The organism is Microvirga sp. TS319, from assembly GCF_041276405.1.
Taxonomy (GTDB): Bacteria; Pseudomonadota; Alphaproteobacteria; order Rhizobiales; family Beijerinckiaceae; genus Microvirga.
The window spans coordinates 2,982,888-3,007,840 of the sequence record NZ_JBGGGT010000002.1 but is presented as its reverse complement, the minus strand read 5'-3'; the positions used below and the strand labels follow the sequence as shown (position 1 = coordinate 3,007,840).

Below are 24,953 nucleotides of genomic sequence, written 5' to 3'. Positions count from 1 at the left end.
AGGTGTCGCATGCGGATCAGGATGGAAGCCGTCGCCGATCCGGGAGCCCTGGACGATTCCGGGCTCGTCCGGCATGCCCTGGCCGGAGAGGGCCAGGCGTTCAGAGCCATCATGCAGCGTCACAACCGGCGCCTCTACCGGGTTGCGCGCGGGATCCTCGGGAACGACACGGAGGCCGAGGATGCGGTGCAGGAAGCCTATCTCCAGGCGTTTTCCCATTTGCGGGATTTCAGGGGCGATGCCCGCCTGTCCACCTGGCTGACGCGCATCGTGATCAACGAGGCGCTCGGGCGCGTGCGGAGGCGACGGGACCTCGTGGATCTGAGCCTGCTGGATCGGATGGAGGACGGGCAGGCGCGGGTGCTGATGTTTTCCGGTCCTTCCAACTCGACCGATCCGGAAGACGATGCCGGGCGCGCCCAGCTTCGCCGGATGCTCGAGCGGGCTGTGGATGGCCTGCCGCCGGATTTCCGGTCAGTTTTCATGATGCGCGAGATCGAGGAGATGAGCATCGAGGAAACCGCCTCCCAGCTCGGGATCAATCCAGCGACGGTGAAGACGCGCCTGCACCGGGCGCGGCTGCTGCTGCGGCGGGCCTTGGCGGCGCAGCTCGTCTCGACCCTGAAGGACGCCTTTCCCTTCGACGGCCAGCGCTGCGCACGGATCGCGGAGCGCGTCATGCGCCGCCTGGAACAGGCGCAGGGCTGATCTCGCGGTACGGTGCCTTTCGTCGGGAACCCCGCTCGTCCCTGCCGCATCCAATCCCAGGACATGAAGGACATTCTCCCGGATGTCCCGCTCATGCCGGATGCTACAGGAGGATCGCATGTCCAGACTTCCCATGGCCCTGCTGGGGGCCTGCCTCTGTCTCGCCTCTCAAGAAGCGCTCGCCCAGCAGGGACCTCGCCCCACCGACCCCCAGATCGCGCACATTGCCTACACGGCGGGCGAGATCGACATCAAAGCCGCGGAACTCGCCCTGAAGCACTCCAAGAACAAGGAGGTGCGCACCTTCGCGGACGACATGGTGCGTGACCACAAAGCAGTGAACGAGAAGGCTCTGGCGCTCGTCAAGAAGCTGAACGTCAAGCCGGAGGACAACGATACGAGCCGCGCTCTCGTGCAGCAGGCGGATGCGAAGCGCAAAGAACTGGAAGGCCTGAAGGGCGCAGCCTTCGACAAAGCCTACGCGCAGAACGAAGTCGCCTTTCACCAGCAGGTGAACGGCGCGCTTCAGAATACGCTCATCCCGTCCGCGACCAACGGCGAATTGAAGGATCTGCTCTCCACCGGGCTCAAGATCTTCCAGGGGCATGAGCAGCATGCGGAGCATCTGGTGCACGATCTCTCCACGCAATCCGGAGCGGCCCTGCAATGACCATGACGGTTGCGAGACCGATCAAGGCCCTCGCCGTCTCCCTCCTGTTGCTCGGGCCCGCCTCGGCCGCGGGAGAGGTCGATCGCGTGGTCATGAAGGAGGTCGCGTACGGTCCGAAGCAGATCAGGGTGCATGTGGGCGATGTGGTGGAATGGCAGAACCAGGACATCGTCGCTCATACCGCGACGGCGATGGACAAGAGCTGGGATGTCGACCTGATGCCCGGTCGGAGCGGGGGCGCCGTGATGAAGGTTCCTGGCACCTTCGATTACATCTGCCGCTATCATCCCACCATGACGGGGGAGATCATCGTCGAGCCTTGAAACGACAGAGCCCGCGCCGCTCGGCCTCGGCGCGGGTCTTTGACGAGGGCCCGAACGACCTGCAGCATCGGGTGTGAAATCGAACCCACATCCGATGCAGTCAGTCTCTGTCTTTGAGCATCTTCTCCCGCAAAACCGGTTCCCACTTTTGCGTTCGATGCTCTCCTTGCACGAGCATCTTTTCACGCAAAAACCGGTTCCCACTTTTGCGTTCGATGCTCTAGCGTTTCAGGGGCCCGGCTGTGCGGCCCCGGCCATGATCGAGCCCGTCGCCTCGTCGGATGCGATCTTGCGCAACCTCTTCACGAAGGCCACCAGGCTGCTGGCCTGTCCCTGCTCGGATGCGATATGGGCCAGCACGCCGCTGTCGAACGGTTCCTCCTCGACCGCTCCGTCGATCATGACGGTCGTCTTGATGCCTGTCTCGACATCGAAGGAGATGGATCTGACCTTCGTCCGGAACGAAGGACCGACCGGCTCGGCGACAGGCGGAAGCGGGGCCGCGACCAGGGTCGGGGGCGTGCGCGTGGACTCCTGAAGAACGGCGGCGGTGACATGAGGCACTGGCGCGGGCGCTGCCGCCTTGCTGGCCTGCTCGTCCGTCCCGTCGTCTTTCCGCTTCTCCTTCAGATTGGCCCAGTGCTCGGGAGAGGATTTCCGGGTTTCCGTCGTGGACGGGCCGTCGAGGAGCTGGTCGAGCTTCTCCTGGGCCAGCCTGGCTTCTCTTTGCGTCGTCGAGCCCAGGGCCTTGACCAGGGGGTGCTTGGCGATCTCCTCGTCGGCTTTCGCTTTCGCGGCTTTCGCGGCCTTGGCGGCTGCGATCCGTTCTTTCGCTCGCACCGCCTCCGCGCGATTGTTCGTACTGTAGGAATATCGCTTGCCGTTGATATCGTAATAGACTTTCCGGGCTTCGGCACTGCTGCTTACGACCGCAAGCGCGATGACTGAGCCGAGTAAAACTCTCATCCTGTTCATCGGCATCCAAGAGCCTTCTGGCCCTTCCCCTTGCTACGATAAAATTCAGTTAAGAAAATGTGGCGACTCTATGAAATAAAGGAAGTTGCTGGCAGCGAGCTAGGGGTATTCTCTCACTATGCTTGGCGAATGCGAGGTAATCCCTCGCCGCAACAGGTGTCTTCTTTCCGACATTTTCCGGAGATCCCGCACCTGCCTCGGGAGGCGCTCATGACAGTCTGCCAAAGTGGGAAGCACCGTATTTGATGCATTATTCTTACGGCGAATTGCCTGACAAGCTAACGTTGCGTAACCAACACAGATACCAAGACCGATGAGGGACCCATGAAACGCCGCAATTTTCTTGCCACGGCCGGTGCGGGCATCGCCGCCGGCGCCATAGCCAAGCCGGCCATCGCTCAGTCGAACCCTGAAATCCGCTGGCGTCTGACGTCGGGCTTCCCGAAGTCCCTCGACACGATCTATGGCGGCGCGGACTTCCTGTCGAAGTACGTGGCCGAGGCGACCGAGGGCAAGTTCCAGATCCAGCCGTTTGCCGCAGGCGAGATCGTCGGCACCTTCCAGGCAGCCGATGCCGTGTCCTCGGGCACGGTCGAAATGGCTCATACGGCCGCCTATTACTATGTCGGCAAGGACCCGACCTATGCGGCTGCGGCTGCGCTTCCGTTCACCCTTAATGCCCGCCAGTTGAACGCGTGGAACTACCACGGCGGCGGCATCGACCTCGTGAACGAGTTCATGGCCAAGCAGAACCTCTACGCTCTTCCGGGCGGCAATACCGGCACCCAGATGGGCGGCTGGTTCCGCAAGGAAATCAAGACGGTCGAGGATCTCAAGGGCCTCAAGATGCGCATCGCCGGCATCGCCGGTCAGGTCATGGCGAAGCTCGGCGTCATTCCGCAGCAGGTGGCGGGCGGGGACATCTACCCGTCGCTCGAGCGCGGCACCATCGACGCCGCCGAGTGGATCGGCCCTTACGACGACGAGAAGCTCGGCTTTCAGAAGGTCGCGCCGTTCTACTACTATCCAGGTTTCTGGGAAGGCGGCCTGACGATCCACTTCATGTTCAACAAGGCCAAGTGGGAATCGCTGCCGAAGAACTACAAGGCGATCCTGCAGGCGGGCTGCATGGCCACGAACATGGACATGCTGTCCAAGTATGACGCCAAGAACCCGGCGGCGCTCCGCAGCCTCGTCGGCGGAGGAGCGCAGCTGCGTCCGTTCTCGCAGGAGATCCTCGACGCCGCCTACAAGGCGACCAACGAGGTCTATGCGGAAATTTCGGCCGAGAACGCGGACTTCAAGAAGATCATCGACTCGATTCGCGCCTTCCGGAACGAGGAATATCTCTGGTTCCAAGTCGCCGAATACGCGTTCGACAGCTACATGATCCGCGCCCGTACCCGCGGCTGAGCCCGAACCGGACGGAAACTCGCGAAACCCGGCGCCCCAAGCGCCGGGTTTTCCCTTTGCAGGGCTGCCACGCTCCGAGCGGAGAGCTTGAGGGCTTGCATCGCGCGGGCCGAGTGCTGATCTGAGGGCAACCTGATCCTTGCCCGACCTGATCCTTGCCCGAAAAGCCTCAGAAAGACGTGCCCATGCCTACGCTGTCCATCCTCGACCTCGCGCATGTTCCCGAAGGGGCCACGCCCACCGATGCCTTGCGCCATTCCCTCGACCTGGCGCAGCACGCGGAGCGATGGGGCTATCGCCGATTCTGGCTGGCCGAGCACCACAACATGGTTGGCATTGCCAGCGCCGCGACGAGCATCGCGATCGCGCATGTGGCCGGCGGCACGAAGACGATCCGCGTGGGCGCGGGCGGCATCATGCTGCCGAACCATGCGCCGCTGATCATCGCCGAGCAGTTCGGCACCCTCGACGCGCTTTTCCCGGGCCGGATCGATCTCGGCGTGGGACGGGCTCCCGGCACGGACCAGCGCACCATGCGGGCGCTGCGCCGCGACCCCACGAGCGCGGACACCTTCCCGCAGGATGTGCTGGAGCTGCAGGCGCTGCTCGGGCCGCTGCAACCGGGGCAGGCGATCCAGGCCGTGCCCGGAACCGACAGCAACGTGCCGATCTGGATTCTGGGCTCCAGCCTCTTCGGCGCCCAGCTCGCCGCCATGCTGGGCCTGCCTTATGCCTTCGCGTCGCATTTCGCCCCGAACGCGCTGTTTCAGGCCCTTCAGGTCTATCGCGAGCGCTTCCAGCCCTCCGCCCAGCTCGACAAGCCCTATGCCATGGTGGGCGTGAACGTCATCGCGGCGGATACGGACGAGGAGGCGAAGGTTCTGTTCACCTCGGCGCAGCAGGCCTTCACCAACATGTTCCGCGGCACGCGCGGGAAATTGCAGCCGCCCATCGACGATATCGAGACCTATTGGACGCCCGCCGAGAAGGCGCAGGCTTCCGCCATGCTGGCCTGCTCCTTCGTCGGCTCGGCGAAGACCGTGCGCGAAGGACTCGAAGGCTTCCTCGAGCAGACGGGCGCGGACGAGCTGATCGTCGCTTCGGCCATCTACGATCACGGAAAGCGCCTGCGCTCCTACGAGATCCTGGCGGATGTGCAGGAGACGATGGGGTAGGGCATCGAACGCGGGAAGCGAGCCCCGGTTTTGCCTGAAAAGATGCTCGGAACCACAATGTCCGAGCATCGGATGTGGGTTGGATTCCACGTCCGATGCTTGATGCGGATCAAGCCGTCGCGCCACGGTCCTTGAGCGTAGGATCCAGCGCGTCGCGCAGGCCGTCGCCCAGCAGGTTCAGACCGAGCACCGAGAGCGCGATCGCGACGCCCGGCGCGATCGCGAGGTGAGGGGCCTGCGAAAGATAGGTCTGCGCGTCGCTCAGCATGCGCCCCCAGCTCGGATTGGGCGGGCGCACGCCGAGGCCCAGATAGCTCAGGCCCGCCTCGGTCAGGATGGCGAGCGCGAGCTGGATCGTGACCTGCACGATCAGCGCTCCCGCGATGTTGGGCATCACGTCTTCCCACGTGATGCGCAAAGGATGCTTGCCGATGGCGCGGGCCGACGCGATGTAGTCGAGGGCCCAGACCTGCAGCGCCACGCCGCGCGAGACCCGCGCGAAGACCGGCACGTTGAAGACCGCGATGGCCAGGATGGCGGCGAGCGGGCCGGACCCCACGAGCGCGCCGATCATGATGGCCGAGAGCACGGCCGGAAAGGCGAAGACGACATCCGACACGCGCATGGCGATCTCGTCGGCGAGGCCTTTCCACGCGGCCGCGCTGGTGCCGATGGCCGTGCCGATCGCGGCGCCAAGGAGAACCGCGGGCCACGCGATGGCGAGCGAGTTCCAGGCTCCGACCATGAGCAGCGACGTCACGTCCCGACCGAAGTGATCGGTGCCGAGAAGGCCCGCTTCCAGCGGCGCCTTCAGGCGCATGGCGATCCGCACGCGGGTGGGCACCTCCGGCGTCCAGACGAGGGACAGCAGGGCGGTGGCGATGAGAAGCGCCGTGAGAATGCCGCCGACCACGAGGGCGGTGTTGAGCCGGATGGGGGAACGCAGCGTCATGCCCGGCTCCTCAGGCGCGGATCGAGAAACGTGTAGCCGATGTCGACGAGGAAATTGACCACGATCACGAGGCCGGAAAAGATCAGCACGATGTCCTGGATCACCACGAGATCGCGCTGGTTGAGAGCCTGATACGCGAGACGGCCGAGCCCCGGCAGGTTGAACACGTTCTCGACCAGGATCGCGCCGCCGAAAAAGAACGAGAGCTGAAGACCGAGGATCGTGGTGACGGGAATGAGGGCGTTCGGCACCACGTGCCGGCGCAGGGTAGCCCCCCGCTTCACGCCCTTCGCCCGCGCCGTGCGCACGAAATCAGCCGCGATGACCTCGAGCGTGGCGGAGCGCGTGACGCGGGTCAGCACGGCGGCCTGGGGCAGGGCGAGCGCCACGGCGGGCAGAAGCAGAGCCTGGAAGGCCGGCCACAATCCTGCCTCCCAGCCGGGAAAGCCGCCGGCGGGAAACCAGCCCAGGCGGGTCGAGAAGAACAGGATGAACAAGAGCCCGATCCAGAAATTCGGCACCGCGACTCCCATCTGGCTGAAGACCAGGACGGCGCGATCCACCGGTCCGTCCCGCCGCGCGGCGGCTGCGACCCCGAGCGGCAGGGCGAGCGCGGTCGAGATGAGAATCGCGAGCAGGCTCAACGGCAGCGTGACGCTCATGCGCTCGGCCACGAGCGTCGAGACCGGCATCTTGTAGGTGATGGACGTGCCGAGATCGCCATGGAGAAGGCCGCCGATCCAGTGAACGTAGCGGACGAGGGCGGGCTGATCGAGCCCGAGTTCCTGCCGCAATGCCGCCAGCGTGTCCTCCCGCGCGGCCGTGCCCAGCATGATCGCGGCCGGATCGCCCGGCAGTACTTCCAGGATCAGGAAAATCGCCAGCGAGACCAGCACAAGCGTCACGGCGAGGGATATCAGGCGGGAGGTGATGAGGCGGAGCATGGCCTAGATGGGCCCTGTGCGAGTCACGCGCTTGACGAGAAAGCGATTCATGGAATGCCGATCGACACTCCCCCTTGCGGAGGGAGATGGAGGTGGGGTGTGAGCGGTAGCCTATGCGCGTTCGCGCCGACACCCCCACCCTAATCCCTCCCGCGAGGGGGAGGGAAGAGGGGTGAGTGCGTGCTTCACTCCGTCCACGACGCTTCCGTTACGTCGTTGATCGGGATCGGCGAGTTTTCCCACATGCCCTGGAGCTTCGCGTTCCATACGCCGAGCTTCGGCAACTGGAACAGGAAGAGGGCGGGCACGTCCTCGGCCAGGATCTTCTGCGCCTGCGCATATTTGGCGAAGCGCGCCTTCTCGTCCGTGGTCCTGGCGGCGTCCGCGATCAGAGCCTTGAACGTGTCGTTCTTGTAATTGAAATAGTAGTTGTCGCGAGCGAAGATATCGATGTCGAGCGGCTCCGTGTGGGACACGATGGTGAGATCGTAATCCTTGTTCTTGAAGACCTCCTCGATCCACTTCGCCGGGAATTCCGTCGGGATGATCTTCAGCTCGACTCCCACCTCCGCGAACATGGCCGCCATCAGCTCGGCCGAGCGGCTCGCATAGGCCATCTGCGGCGTCTTGATCGAGATCGACAGGCCGTTGCCATAGCCCGCTTCCTTGAGCAGAGCCTTGGCCTTCTCGGGATCGTAGGGAATGACGCCGGTCATGTCCACATAGGCCGGATTGTTGGGCGAGAAGAAGCTGCCGATGGGCGTGCCGAAGCCGGAATAGGCGCCCTCGATGAGCGCCTTGCGGTCGATGGCATGCATGAGGGCGCGGCGCACGCGCACGTCGTCGAACGGCTTCTTGGCGTTGTTCATGCCGGCGACCGTTTCGCCCTCCGTGTTGCCGGCCACGGCCTTGAAGCGCGGATCCTTCTGGAACTCGGCGAAAAGCTCCGGCGCGGCGAGGTTCGGAAAAGCGTCGATGTCGCCCGCGCGCAGGGCCGCGACCTGTGCCTGCGAGTCGCTGATGAAGCGGAAGGTGACGCTCTCCAGCTTCACCTTGTCCTTCTGCCAGTAATCCGGGTTCCTGACGAGTTCGACCTTGTCGCCGCGTGTCCAGGACTTGAATTTGAACGGACCTGTGCCGACCGGATTGGCCGCGTTGCCGGCGGCGGATTCGGGCGCCACGATCACCGCATCGCCCCAGCCGAGATAGGTGAGGAAGTTGCCGGAGGTCTCCTTCAGCTTGATCACCACGGTCGCGGGATCGGGCGTCTCGATGCTGTCGATGGGCGCGAAGATCTGCTTCTGGGCGTTGGTGGATTTCGGATCGCGGGCGCGGTCGAAGGCGAATTTCACGTCGCCGGAATCGAAGGCGGTGCCGTCGTGGAATTTCACGCCCTCGTGCAGATGGAACGTGTAGGTGAGCCCGTCGGGCGAGATCTCCCAGCTTTTCGCGAGAAGCGGCTGCACCTTTCCGTTTCTGTCGATGCGCACCAAGCCCTCGTAGAGATTGGCCAGGGTGACCTCGCGGATGGCGACAGGCGCGGCGATCGTCGGATCGAGACCCGGCGGCTCGATGGGCATGCCGACGACCAGGGAGCTCTTGGCCGCGAAGGCTGGAAAGGCGCTCACGGAAAGCAGAAGGGCGGCGGCCAGGAAACGCTTCGACATAAGGCGGAACTCCATCCGGTAGCAAGGAGCGAGGGTCGTATTGGCCCTCAGCTTACGCAGTGTGACGGCGGATGGAAGATGTTCCCCGTCGATTTTTGAAGGATCGGCGGACTTTCGAACGCCTGAATTTCTCGAAAAGCGACCCGCCGGAGAGGGGCGCGGCTATCGCGCCAGGCGCGAGAGCACGTGATAGACGGCCTTCACCCGTGCATCATTGGGAAACGCTTTGTTCGCCAGCATGACGATTCCGGTCTTCTTCTCGGGAATGTAGGCGACATAGGCGCCGAAACCGTTGGTCGATCCCGTCTTGTTGAGGATCACGTCCCCGCGCGGGGCCATGGGCGGATCGATCGCGGTCGCCGGGACGGCGTTCATGCTCATTGTCGAGGAGTTGCCGGCAATGATCGTCTCAAGCGGGACGGGGTAGGGGTACTGCTCCCAGATCATGTCCTGGATCAAGTCGCCTGCCCGGAAATACCCGGTCTGCGTCCTCCCGATGGCGCGGGCGATCTTCGCGGGCACCGGGCCGATGCTCATATTCGCTTCGATGAAGCGGATCATGTCCGCCGTGTTCGACTTCACGCCGTAGGCCTCCGCCGCGAGAAGACCGGGCGAAACGCGGACCGGCTGACCGTTGCGGCCATACCCCCAGGCATATGATTTCATCTCCGCCGCGGGAACGTTCACATAAGTGCGCCGGAGCCCGAGTTCGCGAAACAGGCGCTCCGCGAGAGTCCCGAAGGCTTCATCCATGGCCCGCGCGGTGATCAAGCCGAGAAGGCCGACGCTCGGATTGGCATAGCTGCGGGAGCTTCCGGGAGCGAATTGCGGCTTCCAGTCGCGATAATAGGCGACGAGCTGTCTCTCGTTCTTCACGTGAGCGGGAAGCTGGAGCGGGAAACCGCCTGCCGTATGCGTCGCGAGATCCAGAATCCGCACCTTGTCGAGCGCGCTTCCCCGCAGCTCGGGCATGTGCCGGCTGACGGGATCGTTCAGCGACAGTTTTCCCTCGATCTCCGCATAGGCCGCCAGGGTGGCCGTGAAGGTCTTGCTGACGGAGCCCAGCTCGAAGAGCGTGTCGCGGGTCACGGAAACCCGAGGCTCCTTCGAGGCGACGCCATATTCGATGAAATGGCGCGTTCCATCGAGCGTCACGGCGACGGCAAGCCCGGGGATGTCATATTGCGCGATGACCGGCTTCATCGCCTCGTCGACGACCTGCCGCACCTCGGCGTCCCGGTCTGCTTCGGCGCCGAGCGCATAGGACAGGCCGCCGAGGAGGAAAGCAAGAAGAGGAGCTGAAAGTCTGGAGGCAAGTCTGAAGGAAAGACGCAACGGCAAAGATCTGTTCCTTTCACGTCGGCCATCGAATGCAGCGCCCGCAGGCTGCTCCCTTCTTGGAAAGAGCGCATCGTTCTGGCGAAAAGCCGGGGCCACTTTTTCGCACGATGCGCTTGCGCGGCAACAGCTCCCTTGTTCGGCGGGCTGCGTTCTTGAACGGCGAAGCCGATGCCCTTCGCCGAACAATGCTCTATCCGTGCGCGATGACGAGCGTCTTGGTGGTCGTGAACTCGATCAGACCTTCAAAGCCCTTTTCGCGTCCGTGGCCCGAGCGGCCGAAGCCCCCGAAGGGCAGCTCGATTCCGCCGCCGGCGCCGTAGCAGTTCACGAAGACCTGGCCGGCCCGCACGGCGCGGGCCACGCGGGTCGAGCGCATGGCATCGCGCGTCCATACCCCAGCCGCGAGGCCGTAGGGCGTGCCGTTGGCGAGCCGGACCGCCTCGGCCTCGTCCTCGAACGGCGTCGCCACGAGAACCGGACCGAACACCTCCTCCTGGGAGAGGAGGCTCTGATGCGGCACCGGCGCGAAGAAGACGGGCGGAACGTAGAAGCCCTCGGCCGGCGCATCGAGCGCCACGACCCCTTCGCCCATGATGCGAAGGCCCTCGTTGCGGGCGCGTTCCAGATAGCCGACGACGCGGCGCTGCTGGGCCTGGTTGATCATCGGGCCGAGATCGGGCTCGCGCTCGGGATGGCCCGCGCGCAGCGCCCGGAAGCGCTCCGCGACGGCGTTCACGACATCGTCGAAGATGCCGCGCTGGATCAGCAGGCGGCTTCCCGCCGAGCAGGTCTGACCGCCGTTCTGGATGATCGCGTTGACGAGGGTCGGCAGGGCGCGTTCGAGATCCGCATCGTCGAAGACCACCTGGGCCGATTTTCCGCCGAGTTCGAGGGTCACACCTACATGGTTCTTCGCGGCGGCCGTCTGCACGGCGGTGCCGGTTTCCGGGCTGCCCGTGAAGGACAGGAAGTCAATTCCCGGATGGGCCGAGAGCGCGGCGCCCGCCGTGCGGCCGAGGCCCGTGACGACATTGAGCGCGCCGTCGGGGAAGCCCGCCTCGCGGGCGAACTGCGATACCCGCAGAATGGTGAGGGACGCGTCCTCCGCGGGCTTCACCACGGTCGCGTTGCCGGCCGCCAGGGCCGCGCCCACGGAGCGACCGAAGATCTGCATCGGATAGTTCCACGGGACGATGTGTCCCGTGACCCCGTGCGGCACCCGTTCGACGCCGATGAAATGGGTGTTGAGATAGGGAATCACGTCGCCGTGCAGCTTGTCGGCGGCGCTGCCGTAGAACTCGAAATAGCGGGCGAGCGCGATGGCGTCGGCGCGCGACTGGCGCAGGGGCTTGCCGTTGTCGCGGCTCTCCAGGGCGGCAAGCTCGTCCGCATAGGCCTCGACGATGGTGGCGAGCTTCATCAGCAGGCGCCCGCGCTCGGTCGCCGTCAGCTTGCCCCAGGGTCCTTCGAGGGCGCTGCGCGCGGCCCTGACCGCGGCATCGACGTCCTGCGCCGTGCCGGACGCGATCTTGGCGAAGAGGGCGCCGTCCACCGGCGAGACGACGTCCAGCATCATGCCGTCGGAGGCTGAAACCTCCTTGCCGCCGATGAGATGCCCGAAAATCATGTCGGGTGCGATATGCGGGTTGAGCTGGTCGTTCACCGGTCTAGGCTCCGTCAATCATTCGGGCAATCGTTCGGGTCTGTCCCGGCACGGCGGCCAGGAGCTGGCGCGTATAGGCATCGCGCGGGTTCGCAAACAAATGTGCGGTTTCGGCCATTTCGACAATTCGACCTTTTTGCATGACAGCCACGCGGTCGCAGATCTGGGCGGCGACCCGCAGATCGTGGGTGATGAAGAGAATGGACAGACCCAGTTCCTCCTGAAGGCCCTTGAGCAGCTTCAGGATCTCGGCCTGCACGGACACGTCGAGGGCGGATACCGCCTCGTCCGCCACCAGGACATCGGGCTTCATGGCGAGAGCCCGGGCGATGCCGATGCGCTGGCGCTGGCCGCCGGAAAACTCGTGCGGATAGCGCTCGGCGGCCTGCGCGGGCAGGCCCACCTTCTCGAGCAGGTTTCGCGCGTCCTGAAAGGCCTGCTCGGGATCCACCCCTTGCGTGATCGGACCTTCCGCGATGAGATAGCCCGCCTTGCGCCGTGGATTGAGGGACGCGAAGGGATCCTGGAACACCATCTGGATCCTGCGCCGATGCGGGCGCAGATCGTGCTGCGACAGGGAGCTGAAGGCGAGATCCCCGATTTCGATCTTTCCGCCGTCGGGCTCGATCAGGCGCAGCACGCAGCGCCCGACCGTCGACTTGCCGGAGCCCGACTCGCCCACGAGGCCCAAGGTCTCGCCGCGCCGGATGTCGAAGGTCACCGCGTTCGCGGCCTTGACCTCGCGGCTCCTGCCGAAGAGGCCGCGGCCGCCATAGGTCTTGGTGAGAGCGTTCACCTTCAGGGTGATGGGCTCGTGCTGAAGGGGCTTCGCAGGCGGCGGCGTGAGCGACGGCACGGCCTCGAGCAGACGTTTCGTGTAAGGGTGCCGGGGGCTCGTCAGCACCTCGGTCGCGGTTCCCTGTTCCACCAGCTCGCCGTTCTGAAGCACGGCGACCCGGTCGGCGATCTCGGCGACGACGCCGAAATCGTGCGTGATGAAGAGAACCGCCGTGCCCCTTTTCCGGCGCAGGTTGTCGATCAGGCGAAGCACCTGGGCCTGCGTCGTGACATCGAGCGCGGTCGTCGGCTCGTCCGCGATGAGGAGTTTCGGCTCCAGGGCCAGTGCCATGGCGATCATCACCCGCTGCCGCTGGCCCCCAGAGAGTTCGTGCGGGTAGGCCCGGGCGATGAGTTCGGGATGGGGCAGGTTCACCTCGGTCAGCAGCTCGAGGGCGCGATTGGCGCGGTCGGCCTGGCTCAGCAGGCCATGGGCCCGGAAGGTTTCGGCGATCTGGTCGGCCACGCGCATGACCGGGTTCAGCGACGTCATGGGCTCCTGGAACACCATGCCGATGTCCCGTCCGCGCACGTCGCACCATCCCGCCTCGTCGAGGGCGAGAAGATCGCGCCCGTCGAGCCTGACGGCGCCCGACAGAACGCTCACGGCCGGCGGCAGCAGGCCGATGGCCGCCATGGCGGTCATGGACTTGCCGGACCCCGACTCCCCGACGACGCAGAGCGTCTGTCCCGGCCGAATCGTCAGCGACAGGTCCCTGATCGCATATTGCCGGTCCGACCGGGCGGGCAGTCCGATGGACAGGTTCTCGATCGACAGCACGGGGGAGGGGCCGTTCACTCAGAATCTCCTGCTGCGGGCCAAGGAAACCCGACAAGGACGGCAGCATCTTCGCCCCACGGCCCCTTCGTCAATCCGTCACAAGTCTTTGGGACTTGAAAACCCGCTCGGTTGAGAAGCGTCCCGCTGCTCCCATATCCTGGCCATGGTTCAGGCGGAGTTCGTGCCCGGTGCAAGAGAGCGTTTCATCTACGAGCGTTTCATCTCCGAGCGTTTCATCTCCGAGCGTTTCGTCTGCGGGCGTGGCGCCTTCCGAACGGCGGCTCCGGGAGGTGTTCGACGGGCAGAGGCGCGCCCTGGCCGAGCACGGGGCTCTCTCGGTCGCCCGGCGTGACGAGGCTCTGGAGGCGCTCGCGGCCGCGCTGGTCCGCCATGCGGACGATTTCGCGCGCGCGGTCGCTCAGGATTTCGGACATCGTTCCGCGCACGAGACGAAGCTCGCCGATCTTTATCCCGTCGTGGCCGGGCTGCGTCATGCCCGAAAGCATTTCCGCCGCTGGATGAAGCCTCGGAGACAGCCGATTCGGATGATGTTTCAGATGGCCTCGGGCCGCATCCACTATCAGCCCCTCGGCGTCGTCGGGATCATCAGTCCCTGGAATTATCCGGTGCAGCTCGCCCTGTCGCCGCTCGCCGGCGCATTGGCGGCCGGCAACCGGATCATGGTCAAGCCCTCGGAACTGACGCCCCGCACCTCGGCGCTCCTGGCGCAGGTGATCGGAGAGGTGTTCGACGAGAGCGAGGCGGCGGTCGTGCAGGGCGGCGCGGACGTGGCCGGGTCCTTCGCGCGCCTGCCTTTCGATCACCTGTTCTTCACCGGCTCGACGGCCGTGGGGCGCGACGTGATGAAGGCGGCCGCCGAGAACCTCGTCCCGGTGACGCTGGAGCTCGGAGGTAAGTCGCCGGCGATCATCGCGCCCGATTACCCGATTCCGGCGGCCGCCGAGCGGATCGCCGTGGGCAAGCTGTTCAACGCGGGCCAGACCTGCATCGCGCCCGATTACGTGCTGGTTGCACGAGAGCAGGAGGCAGCCTTCCTCCGTGCCTTCCGGGACGCGGTGGGCCGGTTGTATCCGACGCTCGCGGCCAATCCGGACTACACGGCCATCATCAGCGAACGGCACGGCGAGCGCCTGCGCGGCCTCGTGGCGGACGCCGAGGCGAAGGGAGCCGTCCTACACGCGATCAATCCGGCCGGGGAAAGGTTCGATCCTGCCGCGGGCAAGCTCGAACCGGTGGTCCTGACCGGGGTGAGCGCGAATGCCGCCGTCCTGCAGGAGGAAATCTTCGGCCCCGTGCTGCCCGTGGTCTCCTACGGCACGATCGGGGAGGCGATCGGTTTCGTCAACGATCGTCCGCATCCCCTCGCGCTCTATCTGTTCAGCCGCGACAAGGGGCTCGTGAAGCGGGTGCTCGATCGGACCTCGTCCGGCGGCGTCGCCGTCAACGAGACCCTGCTCCATTGCGTGCAGGAAGAGTTGCCCTTCGGCGGCGTCGGGGCAAGCGGCATGGGATCCTATCATGGCGAGGCGGGATTCAGGACCTTCAGCCATGCCCGTTCCGTCTTTCGCCAGGGCCGCGTCAACGGCGCCGGGATGACGAGGCCGCCCTACGGCCGCCGCGTGGAGCGCATGCTGTCCTTCCTGCTGCGATGAAGCCGGTCACGGCAGCGGAATGGAGATGTCGTAGGAGACGCCTGTCGGGCCGAAGGTGAGCACCATGGTGCCGTTCAGTTCGCTTTCGATGCTGCGGCGGATGAGGCGCGATCCGAAGCCCTGGCGCTTGGGGGGCTGCACCGGCGGACCTCCGGTCTCGGACCACCGGATGCGCAGATGGGCCGGCCGGTCCTCGGATTCCACGACCGCCCAGGACAGTTCGAGCCGTCCCGCCGGGATGGAGAGTGCGCCGTACTTGGCGGCGTTCGTGACAAGCTCGTGCAGGACGAGGCCGAGATTGATGACATAGCGCGGAGGCAGGTTCACCTTCGGGCCGCTGAGTACGACCCTCTCGTCCGCTTCCCGCTTGTAGGGGGCGAGCTCCTGCTCGATGAGATCGTGCAGATCGGCTTCGCGCCAGGATTTCAGGGTCAGCAGGTTGTGGGTCATCGAAAGGGCGAGCAGCCGCCCCTCGAAGGAGTCCTTGAACTGGGCCGGGCTCTTGGATGAGCGCAGGGTCTGGGAGGCGATGGATTGGACGGTGGCCAACGTGTTCTTCACCCGGTGGTTCAGCTCGTCGAGGAAGAAGCGCTGCTGCTCGTCCGCCTGTCGGCGCTCGGTGATGTCCTGAATGATCCCGACGAAGAAGGCGGGTTTTTTCCGGCTGTCGAAGGACACTTTTCCCCTCGATCCGATCCAGCGCACCGTTCCGTCGGGGCGCCGCACGCGGTACTCGTCCTCGTAGTTGCCGTTGCCGAGAACGGCCGCGCGCAGCTTCTCGAGGACCCGTTGTATGTCGTCCGGGTAAACGATCGACTTCCACTCCTGCACGTTGTTGAGCGATTGCGACACGGGCAGGCCCAGGAGGACGGCCGCCTGGTTCGACCATCCACCCATGCGCTTGCGATGATCGTACCACCAGGTGCCCATGTGCCCGGCCTCGAGGGCAAGGCGGGCCCGCTCCTCGCTCGCCTTCAGGGCCTCCTGGCGCTCGCCGACGTCATCCATGAGATCGTTGAAGGCTTTTGCGAGGAGACCGAGTTCGCCCGAATTCCTCGGCAGGTCGATGCGGGCCTGATAGTCGCCGCGCCGCCAGTCCCGAACGGCGTTGGTCATGATCTCGAACGGTTTCGTGATGAAGGCGCGGCTGGCCAGCCAAGAGAGCGAGAGGGCCAGCACGAGCGCCGCCGCGATCAGCAGGAAGCCGCGCTTCGCCGCCTCGTTGATGGTCGCGAACGCCACCTTCGACGACAGGCCCGCGCTCACATAGATGTCCTCGGCGGGAGGGCGGCCCACGGGAATGAAGCCGAAGATCCGATTCACCCCGTCGAGGCTGTTCGCCGTGAAGCTGCCGGTATCCTTGGCCGACAGGCGCCTGGAGAATTCGTCGGGAAGCTTGGTTCCGATGAACCTGTCCGGATAGGGTTCCCGCGAGAGGATGATGCCGTTCCTGTCGGCGAGGGTGAGCGAGCCGCCGGTCGCGAGCACGCGCTCCTTCAATTCCCTGTCGAGCCAGCGCAGGTCCATGGCGGCCGCAATGACGCCGATGATGTGGCCGTCGTCTCCCCAGATCGGCAGCGACAGGGGAATGACCGAATAGGCGCCGAGTCCGGCTTCGGTGAATTCGGCCGTATAGGTTCCTATGGCGAACGCTCTCTTGGCAATGCTGTCCTGAAAATAGGGTCGGTCTCGGAAGCGCAGGTCGGCGTTGATGAATCCTCTGTCGTTGCAGCGGACGGCTCCGTCGAGGTCGAGCACCACGAAGGCGATGATGTGCGGAACCTTCTGATGCACGGAGCGCAGATAGGCGTTGCAGGCCGGCATGTCGAAGGACCGGATGGAAGGGGTCTCGTCCATGGCCAGAAGAAGGCTGTGAACGCCATCGAAGATGTGGCCGACCTCCGAGGCCACCAGCGTCGCCTGGCGGATGACGAGTTCGCTGATTTCGGCCTGCCGGGCACGTCTCAGCGAGACTTCCGTAAATGCCCAGATGACGAGTGCAGGCAGAACGGAGATCAAGGCCAGGAGGAGCAAACGTCTCGTCAGAGTCATGCAGATGCCTAGTCTGAGAGGTGCAGGGGACCATAAAGATTGTTGAGCGTCCACCCCGTAAGGACGACAAGCGTGCTTGCATCCTCAGGCAAGAGGTGTCAGGGGAGCAGGAATGGCTCCTCCTCCTCTTCTCCACCTCCAGGACATTGCGCTCACCTTCGGCGGAACGCCCTTGATCGAGAGCGCGGACCTCTCCGTATCACCAGGCGAGCGAGCCTGTCTCGTCGGCCGCAACGGCTCGGGCAAATCGACCCTGCTCAAGATTGCCGCAGGCCAGATCGAGGCCGACAGGGGCAAGCGCTTCGTGCAGCCGGGCGCCACGGTGCGCTACCTGGCTCAGGAGCCGGACCTGAGCGCCTATCCCAATACGCTGGCCTATGTGGAATCAGGGCTCGGCCCGGGCGACGATCCCTACCGGGCGCGTTATCTGCTGGAGCAGCTGGGCCTGACCGGCGAGGAGAAGCCTGCCGATCTCTCGGGCGGCGAGGCCCGCCGGGCGGCCCTGGCCCATGTCCTTGCGCCCCAGCCCGATATCCTGCTGCTCGACGAGCCCACCAACCATCTCGACCTGCCGGCCATCGAATGGCTCGAAGGCGAGCTGAAGGGCCTGCGCTCGGCACTCGTGCTGATCAGCCACGACCGGCGGTTCCTGGAAAGCCTGTCCCAGTCCACCGTCTGGCTCGACCGGGGCCGCACCCGGCGCATGGACCGGGGCTTCGCCCATTTCGAGGAGTGGCGCGATCAGGTCCTGGAACAGGAGGAGGCCGAACATCACAAGCTCGGCCGCAAGCTCGTCGCCGAGGCCGACTGGCTGCGCTACGGTGTGACGGCGCGGCGCAAGCGCAACGTCCGCCGCCTCGGCAACCTGCATGCCATGCGCCAGCAGTACCGGGACCGGACGCGCGCGGTCGGTACGGTCTCCATGACCCTCGCCGAAGCCGAGCAGTCCGGCACTCTCGTGGTGGAGGCGGAGGGCGTCTCGAAATCCTACGGCGAGCGCCCCATCGTCGCGAACCTTTCCTTACGCATCCTGCGCGGCGACCGCCTGGGCATCATCGGGCCGAACGGGGCGGGCAAGACCACCCTCATCAACCTGCTGACGGGCCAGCTCGAGCCGGATTCCGGCCGGGTCCGGCTCGGCGCGAACCTGCAGATGGTCACACTGGACCAGCGCCGGGCGAGCCTCGATCCCAACGCCACCGTGGCCGAGACCCTCACCGGAGGGCGCGGCGACAGCGTCACCATCGGCGGGCAGACGAAGCACGTCATCGGCTACATGAAGGACTTCCTGTTCTCGCCCGAGCAGGCCCGCACCCCGGTCGGCGTGCTCTCCGGCGGCGAGCGCAACCGGCTCATGCTGGCCCGGGCCCTGGCGCAGCCCTCGAACCTTCTCGTCCTCGACGAGCCGACCAACGACCTCGATCTCGAGACCCTCGACCTGCTGCAGGAGATGATCACGGATTATTCCGGCACCGTGATCCTGGTCAGCCACGACCGCGACTTCCTCGACCGCACGGTCAGCTCCGTCCTCGTCTCTGAAGGCGAGGGGCGCTGGATCGAGTATGCGGGCGGCTATTCCGACATGGTGGCCCAGCGCGGCCAGGGCGTGCAGGCCCGCACCGTCGACAAGGAGGCGAAACCCAGGAACGGCGAGCCCAAGGCGGACAAGCCGGCGGCGGCTCCGGCCCAGGGCAAGCGCAAGCTCGGATTCAACGAGCAGCATGACCTGAAGACGCTCCCGAAGCGCATGGAGGAGCTGGAGGCCAAGATCGCGAAGGTCCAGGAGATCCTCGCGGATCCCGAGCTCTATTCCCGCGATCCGGCCCGCTTCCAGAAGGCCATGGACGCGCTCTCGCAGCTCCAGGCGGACCTGCACGCGGCGGAGGAGCGATGGCTCGAACTGGAGATGCTGAGGGAAGAGCTGGAGGGGTAGGACCCAGCCATCGCGCTCCGAATCATCCCGCGTGGTCAGCATGACCCAGCGGCATTGCTCAGGATCGGGACTCGACACTAAAGTGACATCACCCGCTCGCTAGAAGCGGATCGCCACCACGGAGGAGTGCGATGGATCGCTTTTCACGACGTTGCCTGAGCGTGTTTCTGACGATGCTGGGAGTGGCGGTCATGCCCTCGATCCTGCAGGCCGCCGATCTCGACCGGAACGTCCTGGCCGAACGGGTCACGAAGCTGTCCCGCGGGACGCAGTGGAAGCCCGTCACGGCCGTGCCGATCAATTTCGTGACCCATCATCCGCAGGGTATGGTGAAGATCGGCGATGCGCTGTTCGTCTCGTCGGTGGAGATCAAGGAACCGACCAAGCGCTTTCCGCAGCCGGTGGACGGCTACGACCGGGACACGGGCGCGGGCGTCGGTCATCTCTTCAAGATCGACATGAAGGGCAACCTCGTGTCCGAGATCACCCTCGGGGAGGGCTCGGTCTATCATCCGGGCGGGATCGATTACGACGGGCGCTACATCTGGGTGCCGGTGGCGGAATACCGGCCCAACAGCCGCGCCATCATCTACCGGGTCGATCCGGAGACCATGAAGGCGGAGGAGATGTTCCGCTTCGCGGACCATATCGGCGGCCTGGTTCACGACACCGACGACAATTCCCTGCACGGGGTGAGCTGGGGTTCGCGCCGGTTCTACCGCTGGACTCTCGGCTCCGACGGCAAACCCACCAACGGGGACGAGGCGCCCGAGAAGCTCAGAACCCTCAACACGTCGCATTACCTTGATTATCAGGACTGCAAATATGCGGGCGAGCACCGGATGCTGTGCTCCGGCGTCACCGAGATGCGGATCACGCCCGATGCGGGGCCGTTCCGGCTCGGCGGGCTCGATCTCGTCAGTCTCACCGACGGCCGCCCGATCTTCCAGACCCCGGTGCTGCTCTGGACGGCCGGGGGAATGGACATGACCCACAATCCGGTCTGGATGGAGGCGAGCGAGGCGGGGATCCGGGGCTATTTCATGCCCGAGGACGACAAGTCCGTGCTCTATATCTACGAGGCCGAGGTCAAGTAGCGGCCCAGCCCGGTCGAGCCCGGCCCGCAGCGGCGGCCGTCGCCTGCTGCGGCCGATCGCGTTTCATTCAGATCTTTTGGAGCCGTCGCGCGTTTTAGCCCGGACGGCCACAAGCCCGCATTCACCCGCTACACAAGAAGAGATTGCCGATGGCGCCTGCGAAATTGTTTACACCCCTCCGGGTGGGAAAGCTCGACCTTGCCAACCGGATCGTGATCGCCCCCATGTGCCAGTACTCGGCCGAGAACGGGTGCATGACCGACTGGCACGTGATCCATCTGGGGCATCTGGCTATGTCCGGTGCGGCGCTCCTGACGATCGAGGCGACCGCCGTCGTGCCCGAAGGGCGCATCACCTATGGGGATGTCGGCCTTTATTCGAATGAAACCGAAGCCGCCATGGGCCGGGTCCTGGACAGTGTCCGAAGATGGTCCGACATGCCGCTCGCCATTCAGCTGGCCCATGCCGGGCGCAAGGCATCCACGGAGGTGCCGTGGAAGGGCGGACACCAGATCTCGCCGGATCATTCCAACGGGTGGCGGACGGAAGCGCCGTCGGCGGTCGCTTATGCTCCAAGCGACGTTTCGCCGGCCGCTCTGGACCGGGACGGACTCGCGCGCCTGCGTGACGCCTTCGCCGAATCGGCGAAGCGCGCGGCCCGCCTCGGGATCGAGGCGGTCCAGATCCATGCGGCTCACGGCTATCTGCTGCACGAGTTCCTGTCGCCGCTGTCGAACCAGCGCACGGACGAATACGGCGGTTCGCTGGAAAACCGGATGCGCTTCCCGCTCGAAGTCTTCGAGGCGACCCGCGCGGCCTTCCCGGCGGAGCGGCCCGTGACCGTGCGCGTTTCGGGCACCGACTGGGCCGAGGGCGGCTGGTCGATCGAGGGGACTGTCGCCTTTGCACAGGCGCTCGAGGCCCGCGGCTGCGATGCGATCCACGTTTCGAGCGGAGGGCTGACCTCGGCGCAACAGATCCCTGTGGGGCCGAGCTACCAGGTGCCGCTGGCCCGCGCCGTCAAGGCCGCCACGAAGATGCCCGTCATCGCGGTCGGTTTGATCACCGACTACGTCCAGGCGGAGGCGATCCTCGCCACGGGCGACGCCGATCTCATCGCCCTGGCCCGCGCCATTCTCTACGATCCGCGCTGGCCGTGGCACGCGGCCGCCCATTTCGGAGCCGCCGTCAAGGCGCCCGATCAGTATCTGCGCTCGCAGCCGCGCCAGTATCCCAACCTCTTCGACATGCGGGCGGACGACTGAAGACTCCTCGTCATCGTCATGCCCGGCCCTGAGCCGGGCATCCGCGGCTTCGGGAATGCCGTCGAGGCAAGACGATGGATGGGGATGGAATCCCAAATGGGAAAAACCACTTCCGACCTCCGATGCTCCAAGTCTATGTTTTTGAGCATCTTTTCACGAAAAACCGGTTTCCCCTTTTCACGTCCGATGCTCTAGCCGCCTTCGTCCAGGGTGAACCCGGCCTTCAGAAGCACCTGATAATGGCGCACTTCGCCGTTCTCCACGTGGCCCCTGGTTTGCAGGACCTCGAACCAGCGCAGCTTTCGCAACGTCTGGCTGGCGCGCTTGATCGCCGTCTGGATGGCATCTTCGATGCTCGTCTCCGACGAGCCGACGAGTTCGACGACTTTGTAGACGTGATCGTTCATTAGGGGCTCCATGCCATGTCGCAGGCATGGACGTAGAGCGTCTCGCCGATTTTCCCAGTTGCCGAATTTCCCAGGCCGGCGTTCGGGCGTCCCTCGCCTGGGGCTCGTCAGCGGTCCGTCCGATAGGCCTCCACCTCCTGCTCGATGGCGCCGAAGATCGAATGGCCAGCCCTGTCCTTCATTTCGATGCGGACACGGTCTCCGACGCGCAAGAAGGGCGTCCGGGCCTCGCCGTGCAGGATGGTCTCGACCGTGCGCTGCTCCGCAAGGCACGAATAGCCAAGGCCCCCGTCGGAAACCGGCCGGCCCGGGCCACCGTCCGCGCCCCTGTTGGAGACGGTGCCGGAGCCGACGATCGTGCCCGCCCCGAGAGGCCGGGTCCTGGCCGCGTGGGCGATCAGGGTCGGGAAGTCGAAAGTCATGTCCACCCCGGCATCAGGCTTGCCGAAGGGCTTGCCGTTGAGGCTGGACAGCAGGGGCAGATGGAGGCGGCCGCCGTCCCACGCGTCGCCGAGCTCGTCGGGCGTGACGGCGATCGGCGACAGGGCCGAGGAGGGTTTCGACTGGAAGAAGCCGAAGCCCTTGGCGAGCTCTCCGGGAATGAGATTCCTCAAGGACACGTCGTTGACCAGAACCACGAGGCGGATGGCCTCGGCGGCATCCTCCCGGGTCGCGCCCATGGGCACGTCCGCCGTGATCACGGCGATCTCCGCCTCGAAATCGATGCCGTGGGCCTCGTCCTGGGCGGGGATCGGATCGCGGGGGCCGAGGAAGGAATCCGAGCCGCCCTGATACATGAGCGGATCGGTCCAGAAGGAGGCCGGCATCTCCGCTCCCCTGGCTTTGCGCACCAGCTCTACGTGATTCACATAGGCCGAGCCGTCCGCCCACTGGTAAGAGCGGGGCAGGGGCGAAGCGCAGTCGTGCTCGTGAAACCGGAAGGAGGGCACGGACCCGTGTTCGAGCTGTTCCGCGAGGTCGCGCAGGCGTGGCTCGACTTTTTCCCAATCATCAAGGGCTTGCTGAAGCGTCGGAACAATGAAAAATGCGTCCGTCGCGCGGGTCAGGTCCCTCGAGACGATTACGAGCCGGCCGTCACGGCCCTGTTTGAGCGAGGAAAGCTTCATAGCCACCCACCTGGTTGTTCGTGGTTTATCGAGCTTGCAACGAAAGAGTCTGCTGGGAAACGCCAATGACAACGTTGAAGAGAAGAAACTTCCTGAAGGGGGCCGGCCTTGCGGCTGCGGCCACGACGGTGGCGGCTCCCGCCATCGCGCAGTCGATGCCGGAGATCCGTTGGCGCCTGACCTCGAGCTTCCCCAAGTCGCTCGACACGATTTTCGGCACGGCCCAGACCTTCGCCAAGTACATGGCGGACGCGACCGACGGCAAGTTCCAGATCCAGGTCTTCGCGCCCGGCGAGATCGTGGGCGGCCTCCAGGCGATGGACGCGGTGGAGAACGGCTCCGTCGAATGCGCCCACACGCCGACCTATTATTACATCGGCCGCGAGCCGGCGCTCGGCGTCGCCACCGGCCTGCCGTTCAGCCTCAACGCGCGCCAATCCCATTCCTGGTGGCACTTCGCCGGCGGCAAGGAGATCATCAACGAGATCCTGGCGAAATACAATTGCACCTCGCTGGTCTGCGGTAATTCCGGCGCCCAGATGGGCGGCTTCTTCCGCAAGGAGATCAACTCCGTCGACGACCTGAAGGGCCTCAAGTTCCGCATCGGCGGCCTCGGCGGCATGGTGCTGGCGAAGCTCGGCGTCGTCCCGCAGCAGATCGCGCCGGGCGACGTCTATCCGGCTCTCGAGCGCGGCACCCTCGACGCGGCGGAGTTCGTCGGCCCCTACGACGACGAGAAGCTCGGCTTCCTGAAGGTCGCCAAATACTACTACGCCCCCGGCTTCTGGGAGGGCGGCGCCATGCTGCACCTCGTCATCAACAAGCAGAAGTGGGAAGAGCTGCCCAAGCACTACCAGGCCATCATGTCGAACGCCGCCGAGGCCGCGAACAACTGGATGCTGGCGAAGTACGATGCCGTGAACGGCCAGGCCCTGCGCCGGATGGTCGGCGGCGGCGCGGAGCTGCGCTCCTTCTCGCAGGGAATCATGGAAGCCTCGCTCAAGGCCGCCAACGAGCTCTACGACGAGCTCTCGGCCAAGAACGCCAACTTCAAGAAGGCCTACGACTCGATGGTGGCCTATCGCAACGATGTCCTGCCCTGGTGGCAGCTCAACGAATACGCCTTCGACACCTTCATGATCCGCACGCGCGGCCGGTCGTAAGTCCGATGAAGCCGCAGGGGAGAAGAGCATTTTCATCGGCGCTTCTCCTCTGCCTCGCATGCGGCGGCGGGAGCGACCTCGCCGCTGCGCAGGAGCTTGCGGTTCCTGAGGTCACCTATCCGAGCCTGCCGAAGCAGGCGGCGTCCGCGGAAGGATTCGTGCCTCAGGGCTGGAGGATCGAGGCGCGAGCATCCGGCGATCTCGACCGGGACGGCATCGACGACCTGGCCTTCCTGCTTCGGCAGGACGATCCGAAGAACGTGCTCGAGAACACGGGGCTCGGCGAGAACCCGTTCGACACGAACCCGCGCATTCTGGCGGTGGCGTTTCGCAGTGGTCCTTCGGGAGACTACGTCCTGGGATTGGAGAACCACACGCTCATTCCGCGCCGTGGGGATCCGGTGCAGGAGGATCCATTTGGCGAGGACAACGGTGGCATCGCGGTCGAACGCGGCGTGCTCGCGGTCACTCTCCACCTGTTCATGACCGCAGGCGGATGGGATATGTTCACGGCCACTCACAAGTTTCAGTATCGAAACGGCCGGTTCGAGCTCATCGGGTTCGACCGCTTCAACACGCATCGCGCCAGCGGCAGGACCACGGATATCAGCGCCAATTATCTCACCCGCAAGGTGAGAACAGCGGTGGGGCATATTTCCAGGGACGTCCCGACCAGGGCGACCTGGAGGACGCTGCCTCGCCGTGCCCCTCTCACTCTCGACGCCATCGGCGATGGATTGACCTTCGATCCAGGGCTCTGAGCCCGACAATGCGACGATTGCGGCGC

General features: G+C 65.2%; 21 protein-coding genes. 11 read left to right on the top strand and 10 right to left on the bottom strand.

Translation table 11 applies throughout. The features are described from left to right. Positions 1-9: 9 nt before the first annotated feature. The 3 genes from AB8841_RS23685 (at position 10) to AB8841_RS23675 (ending at position 1,701) form a co-directional block, all read left to right on the top strand. Complete coding sequence (locus AB8841_RS23685) at positions 10-708, top strand: RNA polymerase sigma factor (protein WP_370438213.1); 699 nt, start codon at positions 10-12, stop codon at positions 706-708. A gap of 133 nt (positions 709-841) precedes the next feature. Then, a complete protein-coding gene (locus AB8841_RS23680; RefSeq protein WP_370439354.1) occupies positions 842-1,378 on the top strand; it encodes a DUF4142 domain-containing protein in 537 nt (178 codons plus the stop codon). Then, positions 1,375-1,701 (top strand): cupredoxin domain-containing protein, encoded by a 327-nt coding sequence (locus tag AB8841_RS23675; protein WP_370438212.1) that lies wholly within the window; start codon positions 1,375-1,377, stop codon positions 1,699-1,701. Before AB8841_RS23680 ends, AB8841_RS23675 begins: the two co-directional genes overlap by 4 nt. 228 nt (positions 1,702-1,929) lie before the next feature. Here AB8841_RS23675 and AB8841_RS23670 read toward each other — a convergent pair whose 3' ends face one another. Next, the gene (locus AB8841_RS23670) at positions 1,930-2,667 is read right to left on the bottom strand and encodes a hypothetical protein (RefSeq protein ID WP_370438211.1); all 738 of its coding nucleotides are present in this window, start codon (positions 2,665-2,667) and stop codon (positions 1,930-1,932) included. Positions 2,668-3,000: 333 nt separating this feature from the next. Between AB8841_RS23670 and AB8841_RS23665 the strand changes: the two genes are divergently transcribed. Further along, on the top strand, positions 3,001-4,089 hold the full coding sequence (locus AB8841_RS23665; protein WP_370438210.1) for a TRAP transporter substrate-binding protein: 1,089 nt from the start codon (positions 3,001-3,003) through the stop codon (positions 4,087-4,089). Between the two features lie 185 nt (positions 4,090-4,274). Then, positions 4,275-5,264 (top strand): LLM class flavin-dependent oxidoreductase, encoded by a 990-nt coding sequence (locus AB8841_RS23660; RefSeq protein WP_370438209.1) that lies wholly within the window; start codon positions 4,275-4,277, stop codon positions 5,262-5,264. 109 nt (positions 5,265-5,373) lie between these two features. Here AB8841_RS23660 and AB8841_RS23655 read toward each other — a convergent pair whose 3' ends face one another. The 6 genes from AB8841_RS23655 to AB8841_RS23630 all read right to left on the bottom strand — a co-directional run bounded on the left by AB8841_RS23655 (position 5,374) and on the right by AB8841_RS23630 (position 13,467). Then, a complete protein-coding gene (locus tag AB8841_RS23655; RefSeq protein WP_370438208.1) occupies positions 5,374-6,216 on the bottom strand; it encodes an ABC transporter permease in 843 nt (280 codons plus the stop codon). Further along, a complete protein-coding gene (locus AB8841_RS23650) occupies positions 6,213-7,160 on the bottom strand; it encodes an ABC transporter permease (protein ID WP_370438207.1) in 948 nt (315 codons plus the stop codon). Before AB8841_RS23650 ends, AB8841_RS23655 begins: the two co-directional genes overlap by 4 nt. Before the next feature lie 185 nt (positions 7,161-7,345). Then, positions 7,346-8,827 carry an ABC transporter substrate-binding protein gene (locus tag AB8841_RS23645; RefSeq protein ID WP_370438206.1) on the bottom strand — a complete coding sequence of 494 codons (1,482 nt, stop codon included), beginning with the start codon at positions 8,825-8,827 and terminating at the stop codon, positions 7,346-7,348. 162 nt (positions 8,828-8,989) lie between these two features. After that, positions 8,990-10,162, bottom strand: a complete 1,173-nt coding sequence (gene ampC / locus AB8841_RS23640) for a class C beta-lactamase (RefSeq protein WP_370439353.1) — start codon at positions 10,160-10,162, stop codon at positions 8,990-8,992. Between the two features lie 196 nt (positions 10,163-10,358). Beyond that, a complete protein-coding gene (locus AB8841_RS23635) occupies positions 10,359-11,795 on the bottom strand; it encodes an aldehyde dehydrogenase family protein (protein ID WP_370439352.1) in 1,437 nt (478 codons plus the stop codon). A gap of 40 nt (positions 11,796-11,835) precedes the next feature. Beyond that, positions 11,836-13,467, bottom strand: coding sequence for an ABC transporter ATP-binding protein (locus AB8841_RS23630; RefSeq protein ID WP_370438205.1), 1,632 nt, complete (start codon positions 13,465-13,467; stop codon positions 11,836-11,838). A 242-nt stretch (positions 13,468-13,709) separates the two neighbouring features. Here AB8841_RS23630 and AB8841_RS23625 point away from each other — a divergent pair, with 242 nt between their 5' ends. Beyond that, positions 13,710-15,122: a coniferyl aldehyde dehydrogenase gene (locus tag AB8841_RS23625; RefSeq protein WP_370438204.1), complete on the top strand. Its 1,413-nt coding sequence runs from the start codon at positions 13,710-13,712 to the stop codon at positions 15,120-15,122. 6 nt (positions 15,123-15,128) lie between these two features. Here AB8841_RS23625 and AB8841_RS23620 read toward each other — a convergent pair whose 3' ends face one another. Next, complete coding sequence (locus tag AB8841_RS23620) at positions 15,129-17,174, bottom strand: sensor histidine kinase (RefSeq protein WP_370438203.1); 2,046 nt, start codon at positions 17,172-17,174, stop codon at positions 15,129-15,131. A 112-nt stretch (positions 17,175-17,286) separates the two neighbouring features. Here AB8841_RS23620 and AB8841_RS23615 point away from each other — a divergent pair, with 112 nt between their 5' ends. From AB8841_RS23615 to AB8841_RS23605, 3 genes are all read left to right on the top strand, one after another. Further along, on the top strand, positions 17,287-19,107 hold the full coding sequence (locus tag AB8841_RS23615; protein WP_370438202.1) for an ABC-F family ATP-binding cassette domain-containing protein: 1,821 nt from the start codon (positions 17,287-17,289) through the stop codon (positions 19,105-19,107). Positions 19,108-19,238: 131 nt separating this feature from the next. Continuing rightward, complete coding sequence (locus tag AB8841_RS23610) at positions 19,239-20,204, top strand: DUF6454 family protein (protein ID WP_370438201.1); 966 nt, start codon at positions 19,239-19,241, stop codon at positions 20,202-20,204. A 149-nt stretch (positions 20,205-20,353) separates the two neighbouring features. After that, positions 20,354-21,469: an NADH:flavin oxidoreductase/NADH oxidase gene (locus AB8841_RS23605; RefSeq protein WP_370438200.1), complete on the top strand. Its 1,116-nt coding sequence runs from the start codon at positions 20,354-20,356 to the stop codon at positions 21,467-21,469. Positions 21,470-21,660: 191 nt separating this feature from the next. Here the strand turns inward: AB8841_RS23605 and AB8841_RS23600 are convergent, their stop codons facing one another. Continuing rightward, positions 21,661-21,876, bottom strand: coding sequence for a dodecin (locus AB8841_RS23600; protein ID WP_370438199.1), 216 nt, complete (start codon positions 21,874-21,876; stop codon positions 21,661-21,663). Positions 21,877-21,983: 107 nt separating this feature from the next. Continuing rightward, a complete protein-coding gene (locus AB8841_RS23595; RefSeq protein WP_370438198.1) occupies positions 21,984-23,003 on the bottom strand; it encodes a fumarylacetoacetate hydrolase family protein in 1,020 nt (339 codons plus the stop codon). Between the two features lie 74 nt (positions 23,004-23,077). On the opposite strand from AB8841_RS23595, the gene AB8841_RS23590 reads away from it, so the two are divergent. Beyond that, positions 23,078-24,166, top strand: a complete 1,089-nt coding sequence (locus AB8841_RS23590) for a TRAP transporter substrate-binding protein (protein WP_370439351.1) — start codon at positions 23,078-23,080, stop codon at positions 24,164-24,166. A 5-nt stretch (positions 24,167-24,171) separates the two neighbouring features. Further along, positions 24,172-24,927, top strand: coding sequence for a hypothetical protein (locus tag AB8841_RS23585; RefSeq protein WP_370438197.1), 756 nt, complete (start codon positions 24,172-24,174; stop codon positions 24,925-24,927). Positions 24,928-24,953: the final 26 nt, after the last annotated feature.

Excerpts from the sequence above, each read along its gene's own strand:
- AB8841_RS23685 (WP_370438213.1), top strand. The coding sequence starts at position 10 with ATGCGGATCAGGATGGAAGCCGTCGCCGATCCGGGAGCCCTGGACGAT.
- AB8841_RS23680 (WP_370439354.1), top strand. The coding sequence starts at position 842 with ATGGCCCTGCTGGGGGCCTGCCTCTGTCTCGCCTCTCAAGAAGCGCTC.
- AB8841_RS23675 (WP_370438212.1), top strand. The coding sequence starts at position 1,375 with ATGACCATGACGGTTGCGAGACCGATCAAGGCCCTCGCCGTCTCCCTC.
- AB8841_RS23670 (WP_370438211.1), bottom strand. The coding sequence starts at position 2,667 with ATGAGAGTTTTACTCGGCTCAGTCATCGCGCTTGCGGTCGTAAGCAGC.
- AB8841_RS23665 (WP_370438210.1), top strand. The coding sequence starts at position 3,001 with ATGAAACGCCGCAATTTTCTTGCCACGGCCGGTGCGGGCATCGCCGCC.
- AB8841_RS23660 (WP_370438209.1), top strand. The coding sequence starts at position 4,275 with ATGCCTACGCTGTCCATCCTCGACCTCGCGCATGTTCCCGAAGGGGCC.
- AB8841_RS23655 (WP_370438208.1), bottom strand. The coding sequence starts at position 6,216 with ATGACGCTGCGTTCCCCCATCCGGCTCAACACCGCCCTCGTGGTCGGC.
- AB8841_RS23650 (WP_370438207.1), bottom strand. The coding sequence starts at position 7,160 with ATGCTCCGCCTCATCACCTCCCGCCTGATATCCCTCGCCGTGACGCTT.
- AB8841_RS23645 (WP_370438206.1), bottom strand. The coding sequence starts at position 8,827 with ATGTCGAAGCGTTTCCTGGCCGCCGCCCTTCTGCTTTCCGTGAGCGCC.
- AB8841_RS23635 (WP_370439352.1), bottom strand. The coding sequence starts at position 11,795 with ATGATTTTCGGGCATCTCATCGGCGGCAAGGAGGTTTCAGCCTCCGAC.
- AB8841_RS23620 (WP_370438203.1), bottom strand. The coding sequence starts at position 17,174 with ATGACTCTGACGAGACGTTTGCTCCTCCTGGCCTTGATCTCCGTTCTG.
- AB8841_RS23615 (WP_370438202.1), top strand. The coding sequence starts at position 17,287 with ATGGCTCCTCCTCCTCTTCTCCACCTCCAGGACATTGCGCTCACCTTC.
- AB8841_RS23610 (WP_370438201.1), top strand. The coding sequence starts at position 19,239 with ATGGATCGCTTTTCACGACGTTGCCTGAGCGTGTTTCTGACGATGCTG.
- AB8841_RS23605 (WP_370438200.1), top strand. The coding sequence starts at position 20,354 with ATGGCGCCTGCGAAATTGTTTACACCCCTCCGGGTGGGAAAGCTCGAC.
- AB8841_RS23600 (WP_370438199.1), bottom strand. The coding sequence starts at position 21,876 with ATGAACGATCACGTCTACAAAGTCGTCGAACTCGTCGGCTCGTCGGAG.
- AB8841_RS23595 (WP_370438198.1), bottom strand. The coding sequence starts at position 23,003 with ATGAAGCTTTCCTCGCTCAAACAGGGCCGTGACGGCCGGCTCGTAATC.
- AB8841_RS23585 (WP_370438197.1), top strand. The coding sequence starts at position 24,172 with ATGAAGCCGCAGGGGAGAAGAGCATTTTCATCGGCGCTTCTCCTCTGC.